Raw genomic sequence first — 13,436 nt, 5'->3', positions numbered from 1 at the left:
GCCAATTGCCAGCCAGTTCGAAGAGGCCACTTTGCCGTACTCCGACACCGCGCTCCCGGTGCGCCTCGACCGCCGGAGCGGCACCCCGCTCGCCGTCCAGCTCGCCGACGCCCTGCGCGAGTCGGCCGCCACCGGGCACCTGCGCGGCGGCGACCGGCTCCCGTCCACCCGCGCGCTGGCCAACCGCCTCGGCGTCAGCCGGACGGTGACCTCGGCGGCGTACGAGCAACTGCACGCCGAAGGCTGGATCGCCGGCCGCCACGGCTCCGGCACCTACGTGACCACCTCGCCACCGCGCGACCGGCCCGCCCGCGGGCTGGTCATCGGCGAGGCGCCGGGCCGCCCCGACCTGCTCGACCTCAGTCCCGGCGTGCCGTGGGCCGACGGCCTCGACCGCGCCGCCTGGCGCCGGGCCTGGCGGGCCGCCGCCGACGCGCCGCCGTTGTCCAGGGCGCACCGGGCCGGGCTGTTCGACTACCGCGCGGTGATCGTCGAGCACCTGCTCCGCCACCGCGGGCTCTCGGCGGGCACTGATTCCGTGCTGGCCACCTCGGGCACCACGGCCGCGGTGATCGAGATCGCCGGCGCGCTCTTCCGGCCCGGTGACGTGGTCGGTGTGGAAGAACCCGGTTACCAGCGGGCCGTGCAGGCGCTGACCAGCACCGGGCTGAAGACGGTGCCGTTGCCGGTGGACGGGGAGGGCCTGCGCCCGGACGCCGTGCCGCGCGGGCTGCGGGCGGTCTACTGCTCACCGGCGCACCAGTACCCGATGGGCAGCCGGATGAGCGCGGCCCGGCGAGTGCAACTGGTCGAACGGGCGCGCGCGGAGGACTTCCTGCTGATCGAGGACGACTACGACGGGGAACTGCGGTTCGACGTGGCGCCGTTGCCGCTGCTCGCCGCGCTCGCCCCGGACGTGGTGGTGCACCTGGGCACCACCAGCAAGATCCTCACGCCCACGCTCGGTGCCGGGTGGATGGTCGCGCCGCCCGAGGTGGCCGCGGCGGTGCTGGAGTACCGCGACCGCGTCGGCACGCGGCCGTCACCAGCCGGGCAACGGGTGCTGATCGAACTGGCCCGCCACGGTGATCTGGGCCGTCACCTGCGGAAACTCCGGCGCGAGCTGTCCGAGCGGCGGTCCATGCTGACCAGTGCGCTGTACGCCGGTGGCATCCCGGTGCTCGGCGACGACGCGGGCGCGCACCTGGTGGTCCCGCTGGACTCGGCCGCCGAGGAACGCGACAAGGTGGAGGCCGCCGAGGCCGCGGGCATCCGGCTCGACCGCCTCGGGCGGCACTTCGCCGGGACGCCGACCGCGTACGGGATCCCGCTGGCCTACTCGGGTTGTTCCCGCGAAGCACTGGCCGACGCGCTGGATGCGCTGGTCGGCCTACTGCGGCCCGGGGTGATCCACAAGCGCCCGGTAGGGTGACGCCCCATGAGCCCAGCCAAGACGCGGGTCGCCGTGGTGTTCGGCGGCCGCAGCACCGAGCACACCATCTCCTGCGTTTCGGCGGGCAGTGTGCTGGCGAACCTGGACCCCGAGCGGTTCGAGATCGTGCCCATCGGCATCACCCGCGAGGGCGGCTGGGTGCTCGGCACGAGCGACCCGGAGCGCCTGCGGATCGACGGCGACCGGCTGCCCGTGGTGTCCGAGGGGCGGAGCCTGGTGCTCACCGGCGACCGGACCAGCCGCGAACTGGTGTCGCTGGACGCCGGGGTGGACGCGATCGGCGCGGTGGACGTGATCTTCCCGGTGCTGCACGGCGCCTTCGGTGAGGACGGCACCATCCAGGGCCTGCTGGAACTGGCCGACGTGCCGTACGTGGGGGCGGGCGTGCTCGCCAGCGCCACCGCGATGGACAAGGAGTTCGCCAAGAAGCTGCTCGCCGCCGAGGGCCTGCCCGGCGGCGACTACGCGGTGCTCCGGCGTGGACAGTCCACTTTGCCCGAAGCCGAGCGCGAACGCCTCGGCCTGCCGGTGTTCGTGAAGCCGGCCAGGGCCGGGTCCTCGATCGGGATCAGCAAGGTGACCGACTGGTCCCAGCTGGACGCCGCGATCGCGCTGGCCCGCGAGACCGACCCGAAGGTGCTGGTGGAGGCCGCGGTGGTCGGCCGCGAGGTCGAGTGCGGGGTGCTGGAGTTCCCCGACGGGCGGGTCGAAGCCTCGCTGCCCGCCGAGATCCGCGTGCTGGCCACGGACGAAAGCGCCTGGTACGACTTCGAAACCAAGTACCTCGGCGAGGCCGCGGAGCTGGACATCCCGGCGAAGCTGGACGACCAGGTGACCGAACGCCTGCGGGAGATGGCGGTGGCCGCCTTCCACGCGCTGGACTGCCAGGGCCTGGCCAGGGTGGACTTCTTCGTCGGCGCCGACGGCACGCTCACCATCAACGAGGTGAACACCATGCCCGGCTTCACCACCACCTCGGCCTACCCGAAGATGTGGGCGGTGACCGGGGTGGACTACCCGACCCTGCTGTCCACTTTGGTCGACACCGCCCTGGCCCGCGGCACCGGCCTCCGCTGACCCTTCCGGCCCATGCTGTGAATGTGGCTTTCACTGCGGAATCCGCAGTGAAAGCCACATTCACTGCACCTCGCCGAAGCCCGCCGACCCGGCTCGTGTGTCTCAGCAGCCGTCGGTGGCGGGGATGTTGCTGAAGCCCTTGCCCGCGTTGGTGACCGTGTTGCTGGCGCAGACCTTGTTCCCCAGGTCCTTCTTGTGGATGTAGAAGCCGTACGCCCCGGCTGACTGCACATCGGCGGTGTTCCCGGCGAAGGTGTTGTTCTCGCCCCAGCCGGCCAGCTGCGTGTGCACCTCGAACCCGCCGTAGCTCTTGGTGGTGACGAAGACCTTGCTGCCCTTGTTGTTCGTCACGCGGTAGCCGTTGCCCTTCACGTCCACCCAGCTGTCACCGGAGTTCGCGCCCTGCTGCCCGGTGCCGTCGAAGGTGTTGCCGGACAGTTCGCCGTCGCTGGTGCCCTCCTTGACGTCGATCGCCTCGGCGGCCACGTTCGGCCCGATCCGGTTGTCCAGCGCCTTGTTGCGGTCGCTGCGATCCGGCGTACCGCCCGGCCAGTTGCTCTTCGCCGAGCCGATGTAGATGCCCTCGCCGTAGTCCGGCGTCTGCGTGCCGGTGTCGCTGATCTCCGAGTCGCGCACCACGTTGTCGGTGCTGCCGTGCTGGAAGTGGATGGCCTCGTGGCCGATGTGGTGCACCCGCAGGCCGGACACGACGGTGTGGCGCACGCCCAGCGCCATCAGGCCCTTCTGCCCGCCGGTGATGGTGAAGCCCTCTATGTTCCAGTAGCTGCCGGTCAGTTCGAGACCACGGCCGCCGGACGCCTTGAGCACCGCGTCGCGCGGGCCCTTCAGGGTGATCCTGGCGCTCGCGGTACCGCTGACCGGTGCCTTGAAGTTGCCGGTGAACGTCTTGCCCGCGGCCAGCTGGATGGTGTCGCCCGGCTTCACTGTGGACAGTGCGCTGCTCAGCTCCGCGCCGGTCTGCACGGTGACGACCGCCGCCGAGGCGGTGCCGGGAAGGGTGAGCGCCGCGAGCGCGGCGGAAACAACAACTGCGGTGACGCCTGCACGCATCGAGTCCTCCGAGTCTCCTGCGTGGCGGCGGAAACACTCACGCTAATGAGCGTTCCTATTCCGGTCAACCGTCGGAGAAGCGCAGCGGGACCGGCGGCAGCGCGCCGGCGACCGCGTCGGAGATCTCCTGCAGCGGACCGGTTCCGGCGCTGTCGGGCACGGTCAGCGCGACGTACACGGCCCGGTCGGCGAGGAACCAGGTGGTGGTGCCCTCCACCGCCACCGGCAGCCACTGCACGGAGTTGATCACCCGCAGCTGCGCCGTCCTGGTCAGCTCGGCCGGCTGGTCCAGACCACAACGCAACACGATCGGGTCGGCGCCCCAGGCGGTGGTCGACGGGGGAGCGGGCTGGGCCAGCTCGCGCTTGGCCAGCTTCTCGCCGTTGGAGGTCAGTTCACCGGGCAGCGCGGCCAGCAGGGTGGCGCACTCGGGCGCGCCCGACTGCGGGGCCGGGACCGGCACCAGCGGCAGCGGGCCGGTCCCGCCGGCCTGGGCAGGCTCGTCGGCCGAGCCGGTGAGCAGGCCGAACACCGCCACCCCGGCGGCGAGCGCGACCGCCAGGGTCGCGGCGATCACGATCAGCAGCCGGGGCGGGGCACCGGTCTCGGTGTCGAACTGGGGCACGGACCTACTACAGCACGGGTCAGAGGTGCACCACGGGGCAGGTCAGCGTGCGGGTGATCCCCTCCACGTTCTGCACCTTCGCCACCACCAGCTGGCCGAGCTGGTCGACGTTGTCCGCGGCGGCCCGGACGATCACGTCGTAGGGGCCGGTCACGTCCTCGGAGGTGGTGACCCCGGGAATGCCCGAGATCTCCGCCGCGACGGACGCGGCCTTGCCGACCTCGGTCTGGATGAGGATGTATGCGTGGACCACGGCGTGCCCCTTCGTCTGGATCTGGCTGCGCAAGGTAGGAACGTCTGAGGAACGTACCCCAGTAAGGGAACGATAGGGGATCCGACTATTTGAGGTCAGGAGGTAACGGCGTGCCGCGGGACACACCCGAAGAGCAGACCGTGGCGCAGACGGGTGAGTTCGGCCTGATCCGCGCGCTCACCGAGAGCCGGGAGCAGCCGCCGTTCACGCTGCTCGGGCCGGGGGACGACGCCGCTTTGGTGGCCGCGCCCGACGGCCGGGTGGTGGCCAGCACCGACGTGCTGGTGCAGGGGGTGCACTTCCGGCTGGACTGGTCGACGCCGGAGCAGGTGGGCCGCAAGGCGGTGGCGGTGAACCTGGCCGACATCGCCGCGATGGGCGCGCTGCCCAGTGCCGTGCTGGTCGGGTTCGCCTGCCCGGGGGACACCCCGGCGTCGGTGCTGACCGGGATCACCGAGGGCATGTGGGCCGAGGCCGAACGGGCCGGGATCGGCGTGGTCGGCGGGGACGTGGTCCGGTCGGACACGCTTGTGGTGAGCATCACGGCACTGGGTGATCTCAACGGGCTGCCGCCGGTGACCAGGTCGGGGGCCCGCCCCGGCGACGTGGTCGCGGTGTGCGGGCGGCTGGGCTGGGCGGCGTCCGGGCTGATGGTGCTCGGCCGCGGTTTCCGGTCGCCGGTCGGGGTGGTCAACGCCCACCGCTACCCCGAGCCGCCGTACGCGGCCGGGCCCGCCGCGGCGTCGGCCGGGGCCACCTCGATGATCGACGTCTCCGACGGCCTGCTGTCCGACCTCGGGCACATCGCGAAGGCGTCCGGGGTCGGCATCGACGTGCGCACCGAGGCGCTCCAGCCGGACCAGCGCCTGCAGGAGGTGGCTGCCGCGCTCGGGGCCGACGCGCAGCAGTGGGTGCTCACCGGCGGCGAGGACCACGCGCTCGCGGGCACCTTCCCACCGCACGCCGATCTGCCCGCCGGCTGGCGCCGGATCGGTGCGGTGACCATGCCCGAGTCCGGCGTGACCGTCGACGGCAAGCCGCATGTGACCGAGGAAACCGGCTGGGAGCACTGGAAAACCAGTTAGGGTGCCACTCGTGGAGATCCGGGTGACCGCCTACGACCATCCCGACGCGCAGAAGCTGATCGCGGAGGTGCAGCAGGAGTACGTGGTGCGGTACGGGTCGCCGGACGAGAGCCCGGTGCGCCCGGAGGAGTTCGCCCCGCCGCACGGGCTCTTCCTGGTCGGTTACCTCGACGGCGTCCCGGTGGCGACCGGTGCCTGGCGCGTCCGCGACGGCGCGGAGGCCCCGTTGTGCGACGGCGACGCGGAGATCAAGCGCATGTACGTCACCGGTGCCGCGCGCGGCCGCGGGCTCGCGCGGGCCATGCTCGCCGAGCTGGAGCGCACCGCGCTGGCCGCCGGGCGGCGGCGGGTGGTGCTGGAGACCGGTACCGAGCAGCCCGAGGCGATCGAGCTGTACCGGTCGAGCGGCTACCTGGAGATGGACGGCTTCGGTTACTACGCCGGGACGGCGGAAAGCCGGTACTACCGCAAGGCCCTGACGGGCTGAAGGAGGACGGCGTGGCGATCTACGCACTCGGTGACCTGGTGCCCGACATCCACCCCGACGCCTACGTGCACCCCGACGCGACCCTGATCGGCGACGTCCGGATCCGCGCGTTCGCCTCGGTGTGGCCGCAGGCCGTGCTGCGCGGGGACAACGGGTACATCGAGATCGGCGAGCGGTCCAACGTGCAGGACGGGTGCGTGATCCACTGCACCGAGCAGCACCCGACGGTGCTCGGCCCGTCGTCCGCGATGGGGCATTCGGTGCACGTCGAGGGCGCGGTGATCGGCACCGGCTGCCTGGTCGCCTCCGGTTCGGTGGTGCTGAACGGCAGCGAGATCGAGGACGGCGGCATGGTCGGCGCGGGTGCCGTGCTGTCGTACGGGTCGAAGGTGGCCGCCGGCGAGATCGCGCTCGGCGTGCCGGCGAAGACGCGGGAGAACAAGTCGTTCGGCCCGGAGATGATCGAAGCCGTGGTCGCCAGCTACGTCGGCCGGGCGGCGCGCTTCCGCGCGGAACTCCGTTTGCTTAGCTGAGGTCGCTGACTCGAAGGTGTGACGCGGGCGATAGAGTCGCCCGCCGTGACCGCACGACCGCTGCACGAGATCGTCGAAGCAGGCTGGGCGAAGGCCCTCGCTCCGGTGGAGGGGAACATCGCCAGGATGGGCGAGTTCCTCCGGGCGGAGATCGCCGCCGACCGCACCTACCTCCCGGCCGGGGAGAACGTCCTGCGGGCGTTCAAGCAACCGTTCGACGAGGTGCGAGTGCTCGTCGTCGGCCAGGACCCGTACCCGACGCCGGGGCACGCCATCGGGCTGTCCTTCGCCGTCGCGCCGGAGGTCCGGCCGCTGCCGAAGAGCCTGGTGAACATCTACAAGGAGTACGCCGAGGACCTCGGCCACCCGCTGCCGACCAACGGCGACCTGACGCCGTGGGCCGAGCAGGGGGTGCTGCTGCTCAACCGCGCCCTCACCGTGCGCCCCGGCAAGCCGAACTCCCATCAGGGCAAGGGCTGGGAGGAGGTCACCGAGCAGGCGATCAAGGCACTGGCCGAACGCGGTGGCCCGCTGGTGGCGATCCTGTGGGGCAGCAACGCCCGCAAGCTCAAGCCGCTGCTGGGTGGCGTGCCGTGCGTGGAGTCGGTGCACCCGAGCCCGCTGTCCGCGCACAACGGCTTCTTCGGCTCACGCCCGTTCAGCCGGGTGAACGACCTCCTGGTCCAGCAGGGCGCACAGCCCGTGGACTGGAAGCTCCCGTAGTACTCCGGGTACGCAAAAACGGCGAGTGTCCCGAAAGGGTCACTCGCCGTTTTGAGTCTCAGCTCAGCCTCGGACGACCTTGCCCGCCTTGATGCACGAGGTGCACACGTTGAGGCGCTTGCGCTGGGACAGACCGATCTTGGCGTGCACGGTCTGGATGTTCGGGTTCCACCGGCGACTGGTCCGCCGGTGGGAGTGTGAGACCGACTTACCGAAGCCGGGTCCCTTGCCACAGACGTCGCACACGGCAGCCACGTCGAACTCCTTTGGATCATTCGAAGACGAAATCACGCCCGGCACGGCGGCCGGGCAACTCGACCATAGTAACCAGTATGTTCCGAGGGGCCCCGGACGGGGTCGCTACCCTCGCCCGGACCAGGTCAGGAGGAGGAGCGGGTGCGCGAGTTGGACGCCGCCGCGGTCGGGCGCTGGGCCTCGGCCTGCGCGCACAGCCTGGACGCGCTGCGACCGGAGATCAACGGCATCAACGTGTACCCGGTGGCGGACTCCGACACCGGGTCGAACATGCACCACACCATCTCCGGCGCCTGGCACACCCTGCACGGCGAGGCCGCCCCGGCGACCGCGGGCGCGGCGCTGGCGGCGCTGGCCAGGGGCGCGGTCGCGGCCGCGAAGGGCAACTCCGGGGTCATCCTGTCGCAGGTGCTGCGCGGGCTCGCCGAGGCGCTGGCCGACCGCCCGGTCGACGGCCCGGCGCTGGCCGAGGCGCTCCAGCACGCCGACGAGGTGGCTACCGGCGCGGTCGCCCGCCCGGTCGCGGGCACCATGCTGAGCGTGCTGCACGCGGTGGCCGGCGCGGTCGCGGGCTCGGCCGACGAACTGGCGGAGGTCGCGCGCGTCGCCGCCGAGGCCGCCGCCGCGGCGTTGGAGCAGACCCCGCAGCAACTGCCCGTTCTCGCGCGCGCGGGGGTGGTCGACGCGGGTGGGCGCGGCGTGGTCGCCGTGCTGGACGCCCTGCTCGACGTGATCACCGGGGACGAGCACGCCCACCACCACCCGCTCGTCGCGCACTCCCACGGGGAGCCCGCGCTCTACGCGTGGGAGGTGATGTTCCTGCTCGAAGGCGCCGACGAGACCGCGCTGCCGGTGCTGCGCAAGGCGCTCAGCGGGCTCGGCGACAGCGTCACGGTGGCCGCCGACGGCGCCGGGGCGCACGCGGTCCACGTGCACTGCGCCGACATCGGGGCGGCCATCGAAGCCGCGCTGGACGCGGGCCGCCCGCGCCGGATCCGGGTCGAGCCGCTGGTCACGCCCGCGCCGCTGGAACCGGGCGGCGGGCTCGACCGCACGGTGGTCGCGGTGGTGCACGGCGAAGGGCTGGCCGAGGTCATCCGCGCGGAGAACATCGAGGTCCTGTCGGTGCCGGCCGGGGCGACCCCGAGCGTGGAGGAGATGCTCGGGCTGATCACCGAGACCACCGGCAACCACGTCACCGTGCTGCCCGGCGGTCCGGAGCTGACCACGGCGGCGGACACCGCGGCCGGGCACGCCATGGCCGGTGACCGCGACGTGGTGGTGATCCCCTGCGCCTCGCCGGTGCAGGTGCTGGCCGCGCTGGCCGTGCACGACCCGGCCCGGCGCACCAACGACGACGTGGTGGCGATGGCGGAGGCCGCCGCCGCGACCCGCCGCGGGGAGGTGCTGGTCGCCGGGGGTGAGGCGCTGTCGGTGGTCGGCCGCGCGCAGGCGGGTGACGTGCTGGGCCTGGTCGACGGCGAGGTGGTGCGGATCGAACCGGCACCGGCGGCGGAGGCGAACCTGCTGGAGGCGGCGATCACCGTGCTGGCCAGGCTGCTCGGACCGGGCGGCGAGCTGGTCACCGTGCTCACCGGGGTGGGCGCGCCGGCCGGGATCGAGGAGGTCCTCACCGACTGGCTGCGTGGCGAACACCCGGAGGTCGAACTGGTGTGCTATTCCGGACGGCAGACCGACGCCGTGCTGCTGATCGGGGTGGAGTAGGGAAGATGACCGTGCTGGACGACAAGCTGACGCCGCTGCTCGGCGCGAAGACGGCCAAGGCGCTGGCCGGATCGCTGGGCATCGAGACCGTCGCCGACCTGCTGCGGCACTATCCGCGCCGGTACGACGAGCGCGGCTCGCTGACCGACATCGGCGGACTGGAGATCGGTGAGCACGTCACCGTGATGGCCAGGATCGAGAAGGTGCAGCGGCGCACGATGAAGTCGCGCTCCGGCACCATTCTCGAGGTCACCATCACCGACGGCCGCCGGAAGCTGCAGCTGGCCTTCTTCAACCAGGCCTTCCGCGAGCGCGAGCTGAAGCTCAACAAGACCGGGCTGTTCGCCGGCAAGGTGACCGCCTTCCGCAACAACCTGCAGCTGGCCAACCCCGAGTACGAACTGCTCGAAGGCGACGACCTGAGCGAGTCCGTGATGGACGAGTTCCTCGGCATCCTGCCGGTCTACCCGGCGGCGCAGGGCATCCAGTCGTGGGCCATCGCGCGGGCGGTGCGCCAGGTGCTGGACACCCTGGAGGTCGGCGACGAGGCGGACCCGATGCCGCGCGAACTGCTCGCCGAGAAGAAGCTGGACTCACTGCACGACGCGCTGCGCCAGATCCACCGCCCGGAGAGCTGGCCGAGGCTGGAGTCGGCGAAGCGGCGGCTCAAGTGGGACGAGGCGATGTCCGTCCAGCTGATCTTCGCGCAGCGGCGGTATTCCACGGTTTCGCGGCCCGCGCCGGTCTGCGCGGCGAAGGCGGGCGGCCTGCTCGAAGCCTTCGACCAGCGGCTGCCGTTCGAGCTGACGCCGGGGCAGCACGAGGTCGGCGCGAAGATCGCCGAGGCGCTCTCGGTCGAGCACCCGATGAACCTGCTGCTGCAGGGCGAGGTCGGCAGCGGGAAGACGATCGTGGCGCTGCGGGCGATGCTGCAGGCGGTCGACGCCGGGCGGCAGGCCGCGATGCTCGCGCCCACCGAGGTGCTGGCCGCGCAGCACGCGCGGTCGCTGCGCGAGATGCTCGGCGACCTCGGGCAGGCCGGGGAACTGGGGGCGGCGGAGAACGCCACGAAGATCACCCTGCTCACCGGTTCGCTGCCGGCCAAGGAGCGCAAGCAGGCGCTGCTGGACGCGGCGAGCGGCGCGGCCGGGATCGTGGTCGGCACGCACGCGCTGATCCAGGACACGGTGTCCTTCGCCGACCTGGGCTTCGTGGTGGTCGACGAGCAGCACCGGTTCGGCGTGGAGCAGCGGGACGCATTGCGCTCGCGCGGGTCCGGCGGGACCAGTCCGCACGTGCTGGTGATGACCGCGACGCCGATCCCGCGCACGGTGGCGATGACCGTCTACGGCGATCTGGAAGTGGCTTCGCTGCGGGACATGCCCGCCGGGCGCTCGCCGATCTCGACCACCGTGGTGCCGGTCGCGGAGAAGCCGCAGTGGCTCGACCGGGTGTGGAGCCGGATCGCCGAGGACGTCCGCAAGGGCAACCAGGCCTACGTGGTCTGCCCGCGCATCGGGGACGAACCCGCGTCGGACAAGAGCGACAAGCGGCCGCCGCTCGCGGTGCTCGACGTGGCCGAGGAGCTGGCCGCGGGACCGTTGCGGGGCTTGAAGATCGGCGTGCTGCACGGCCGGATGCCGCCGGACGAGAAGGACGCGGTGATGCGGGCCTTCGCCGCGGCGAAGGTGGACGTGCTGGTGGCCACCACGGTGATCGAGGTCGGGGTGAACGTGCCGAACTCCACCGTGATGGTGATCATGGACGCGGACCGGTTCGGCGTGAGCCAGCTGCACCAGCTACGCGGTCGTGTCGGCCGAGGCTCGAAGCCGGGGCTGTGCCTGCTGGTCACCGAAGCGATCGAGGGCACCACCACGCGCGAGCGGCTGGATGCCGTCGAGTCCACAACGGACGGTTTCGAACTTTCCCAGCTGGACCTGGAAATCCGGCGCGAGGGCGACATCCTCGGCGCGGCGCAGTCCGGCAAGCGGTCCGGGCTGAAGCTGCTGTCGTTGCTGCGCGACGAGGAGATCATCGCGGAGGCGCGGGTGCGCGCGCAGGAGATCGTCACCGCGGACCCGGCGCTGGAACGGCACAGCGGGCTGGCCGGGATGGTCGCGTCGGTGGTCGCCGCCGACCGCGCCGAGTACCTGGAGAAGTCCTAGCGCCGGAACGCGCCCGCCCGCGCGGCCAGCACGGCGGCGCGGGCGGCCCGGTCGGCGTCGGCGAAGTCGACCGGTTCCCGGCTGACGAACAGCCGGTAGAACACCGGCGCGGCGGCCTGCCGCATGACCTCGACCGGGTCGGTGTCCGCCGGGATCTCGCCGCGGGCGATGGCCCGTTCGGCCATCGCGGCGCCGTTGCGGTGGCGGTCGGCGTAGTACTCGCGCAGGGCGTCGGCGGCCTTGGCGGACTGGAAGGCGGCGGCCACCGAGGCCATCGGCAGCGCCGACTTCGCCGGATCGGTGAAGTAGCTGGTCAGCTCGCGGTTCATCGCGCTGAGGTCGGCCTCCAGCGAGCCGGTGTCCGGCACCTCCCACGCGTGCTCGATGCCGAACAGCAGTGCCGCGGCGACCAGCCCCTCGGCCGAGCCCCAGCGCCGGTACAGCGTGGTCTTGTGCACGCCGGACCGCTCGGCCACGGCGTCCACGGTCAGCCCGGGGTACCCCGTCTCGGCGAGTTCGTCCAGGGTCGCGGTCAGCACCGCGACACGGTTGCGCTCGGTGCGCCCACCGGGCCGGGTGCCGGGCAATTCGGTCGACAAGTGCCACTCCAGTTGCGTTAGTGTGCCCAGTGTGCCACGACTGAGCCCCCTTGACCGCCATTCCGGCCTCGCCGAACTGATCGGCGACGCGAACATCGTCGCGATCGGCGAGAACAACCACCACATCCGCGAGTTCAGCGCTTATCGCGACGAGGTGCTGCGCCTGCTCGTCACCGAACTCGGCTTCCGCGCCGTGGCGTTCGAATCGGGTTTCGCCGAGGGCAGACTGGTCGACGCGTGGATTCACGGCGCGCCGGGTGAAGTCGCCGAAATCGCACGTGACGGATTCACCTTCTCGCTCGGGGATTCGGCAGAAATGCACGCGATGCTCACCTGGATGCGCGCGCACAACGCCGCCGGGGGAGACCTGCGCTACGCCGGGCTCGACGTGCCGAGCAGTGCCGGTTCCCCGTTGCCCGCCCTGCGCGCGGTGCGCGCGTACCTGCTCGACGCCGACCCCGGTGCACTGTCCCTTGTGGACACCGCGAGCACCGCGACCGAGCCGTACTCGGCGGTCAGCAGCGCGCTCGCGCCGGCGCTCTACCAGCAGTACGACGGGCGCGACCGGGCGACCGCCGCGCTGGCCGTGCTGGTCGCGCACCTGGAATCCACCGGTCCGGTGGTGCGCCGGGGCGGGGACAGCCGGGCGCACGCGGTGGCGCTGCACCACGCCCGCGGCGCGCTGCGCCTGGACACCTACCTGCGCGAGGTCCTCGACGCGATGAACGGTGCGGCGACGCCCGTGCAGGGCGCTTCGCGGGACGCCTACATGGCACAGTCCGTGCGCCTGGCGCGCGAAGTGTGGCCTGACCGCAAAATCGTGCTGATGCTGCACAACGGACACCTGCAGCGCACGCCGAGCAGTCTCATCCCCGGCGTGACCAACGCGCCGGCCGGGGCGCACCTGGCTGCCGAGTTCGGCGACGACTACTTCGCGCTCGCGCTGACCGGCGGCACCGGGTACACCACCGGACTGCGCCCCGAATCGAGCGCGCGGCTGGGTTTCGAGCTGTACGAGCAAAAGCTCGGCGAGCCGGAGCCGGGCAGTATCGAGGAAATGCTCGCCGGCCGCGAGCCGGGACTGTACGACCTCGCACCGCTCCGGAACGACCCGGATCGCCCGCACGGTATTCGGCACGCGCACCTGACCGTGCAGGCCGATGTCGCCTCCGCGTTCGACGCGCTCGTCTATTTCCCGCGTCAGACGGTCTGTGAGTTCTGAAAAACCCCTGATCACCGCAGTGGGCCCAAAATTGCTGCCACCGGGCGGTTACCGTCCGCGACGGCACGCTATAACGTTGGGTAGATAAACATTCGGCCACTGTCCGGTGTTCGGCCTGGGTTGTGCAACGTTCAATCGGAGTAACCCGACTGAGTGATCGGAG

Annotated in this window: 14 protein-coding genes; 9 read left to right on the top strand and 5 right to left on the bottom strand. The window is 71.7% G+C overall.

All coding sequences use genetic code 11. From position 1 onward, the window contains the following. Nucleotides 1-31 precede the first annotated feature (31 nt). Together JYK18_RS01655 and JYK18_RS01650 are read left to right on the top strand one after the other, a co-directional pair. Complete coding sequence (locus tag JYK18_RS01655) at nt 32-1,432, top strand: PLP-dependent aminotransferase family protein (RefSeq protein ID WP_206799721.1); 1,401 nt, start codon at nt 32-34, stop codon at nt 1,430-1,432. Between the two features lie 6 nt (nt 1,433-1,438). Then, a complete protein-coding gene (locus JYK18_RS01650; RefSeq protein ID WP_206799719.1) occupies nt 1,439-2,530 on the top strand; it encodes a D-alanine--D-alanine ligase family protein in 1,092 nt (363 codons plus the stop codon). Nucleotides 2,531-2,632: 102 nt separating this feature from the next. Here JYK18_RS01650 and JYK18_RS01645 read toward each other — a convergent pair whose 3' ends face one another. The 3 genes from JYK18_RS01645 to JYK18_RS01635 all read right to left on the bottom strand — a co-directional run bounded on the left by JYK18_RS01645 (nt 2,633) and on the right by JYK18_RS01635 (nt 4,479). After that, nucleotides 2,633-3,601, bottom strand: a complete 969-nt coding sequence (locus JYK18_RS01645) for a right-handed parallel beta-helix repeat-containing protein (RefSeq protein WP_206799717.1) — start codon at nt 3,599-3,601, stop codon at nt 2,633-2,635. A gap of 64 nt (nt 3,602-3,665) precedes the next feature. Further along, nucleotides 3,666-4,226 carry a DUF3515 domain-containing protein gene (locus tag JYK18_RS01640; protein WP_307795748.1) on the bottom strand — a complete coding sequence of 187 codons (561 nt, stop codon included), beginning with the start codon at nt 4,224-4,226 and terminating at the stop codon, nt 3,666-3,668. A 19-nt stretch (nt 4,227-4,245) separates the two neighbouring features. Beyond that, nucleotides 4,246-4,479, bottom strand: coding sequence for an Lrp/AsnC family transcriptional regulator (locus JYK18_RS01635; protein ID WP_153036892.1), 234 nt, complete (start codon nt 4,477-4,479; stop codon nt 4,246-4,248). A 110-nt stretch (nt 4,480-4,589) separates the two neighbouring features. On the opposite strand from JYK18_RS01635, the gene JYK18_RS01630 reads away from it, so the two are divergent. Genes JYK18_RS01630 through JYK18_RS01615 form a run of 4 tightly spaced genes read left to right on the top strand, consistent with a single transcriptional unit; the run spans nt 4,590 to nt 7,307 of the window. After that, a complete protein-coding gene (locus tag JYK18_RS01630) occupies nt 4,590-5,564 on the top strand; it encodes a thiamine-phosphate kinase (RefSeq protein WP_206799716.1) in 975 nt (324 codons plus the stop codon). A gap of 10 nt (nt 5,565-5,574) precedes the next feature. Continuing rightward, nucleotides 5,575-6,051, top strand: a complete 477-nt coding sequence (locus JYK18_RS01625; RefSeq protein ID WP_206799715.1) for a GNAT family N-acetyltransferase — start codon at nt 5,575-5,577, stop codon at nt 6,049-6,051. A gap of 11 nt (nt 6,052-6,062) precedes the next feature. Then, nucleotides 6,063-6,584 carry a gamma carbonic anhydrase family protein gene (locus tag JYK18_RS01620; RefSeq protein WP_206799713.1) on the top strand — a complete coding sequence of 174 codons (522 nt, stop codon included), beginning with the start codon at nt 6,063-6,065 and terminating at the stop codon, nt 6,582-6,584. Nucleotides 6,585-6,629: 45 nt separating this feature from the next. After that, nucleotides 6,630-7,307 (top strand): uracil-DNA glycosylase, encoded by a 678-nt coding sequence (locus tag JYK18_RS01615; RefSeq protein ID WP_206799712.1) that lies wholly within the window; start codon nt 6,630-6,632, stop codon nt 7,305-7,307. A 63-nt stretch (nt 7,308-7,370) separates the two neighbouring features. Here the strand turns inward: JYK18_RS01615 and rpmB are convergent, their stop codons facing one another. Beyond that, entirely contained in the window at nt 7,371-7,562 is a 192-nt protein-coding gene (gene rpmB / locus JYK18_RS01610) for a 50S ribosomal protein L28 (protein WP_153030126.1), read from the bottom strand. 141 nt (nt 7,563-7,703) lie between these two features. Here rpmB and JYK18_RS01605 point away from each other — a divergent pair, with 141 nt between their 5' ends. Beyond that, complete coding sequence (locus tag JYK18_RS01605; RefSeq protein WP_206799709.1) at nt 7,704-9,287, top strand: DAK2 domain-containing protein; 1,584 nt, start codon at nt 7,704-7,706, stop codon at nt 9,285-9,287. A 5-nt stretch (nt 9,288-9,292) separates the two neighbouring features. After that, the gene (recG, locus tag JYK18_RS01600; RefSeq protein ID WP_206799708.1) at nt 9,293-11,452 is read left to right on the top strand and encodes an ATP-dependent DNA helicase RecG; all 2,160 of its coding nucleotides are present in this window, start codon (nt 9,293-9,295) and stop codon (nt 11,450-11,452) included. Here the strand turns inward: recG and JYK18_RS01595 are convergent. Further along, entirely contained in the window at nt 11,449-12,051 is a 603-nt protein-coding gene (locus JYK18_RS01595; protein WP_206799706.1) for a TetR/AcrR family transcriptional regulator, read from the bottom strand. The two genes, recG and JYK18_RS01595, sit on opposite strands and share 4 nt — an antisense overlap. Nucleotides 12,052-12,082: 31 nt before the next feature. Between JYK18_RS01595 and JYK18_RS01590 the strand changes: the two genes are divergently transcribed. Further along, nucleotides 12,083-13,273, top strand: coding sequence for an erythromycin esterase family protein (locus JYK18_RS01590; RefSeq protein ID WP_307795747.1), 1,191 nt, complete (start codon nt 12,083-12,085; stop codon nt 13,271-13,273). The last annotated feature ends 163 nt before the right edge of the window (nt 13,274-13,436 follow it).

The sequence above is a fragment of the Amycolatopsis sp. 195334CR genome (assembly GCF_017309385.1).
Classification (GTDB): Bacteria; Actinomycetota; Actinomycetes; order Mycobacteriales; family Pseudonocardiaceae; genus Amycolatopsis.
This window is presented reverse-complemented; position numbering and strand designations above follow the sequence as displayed.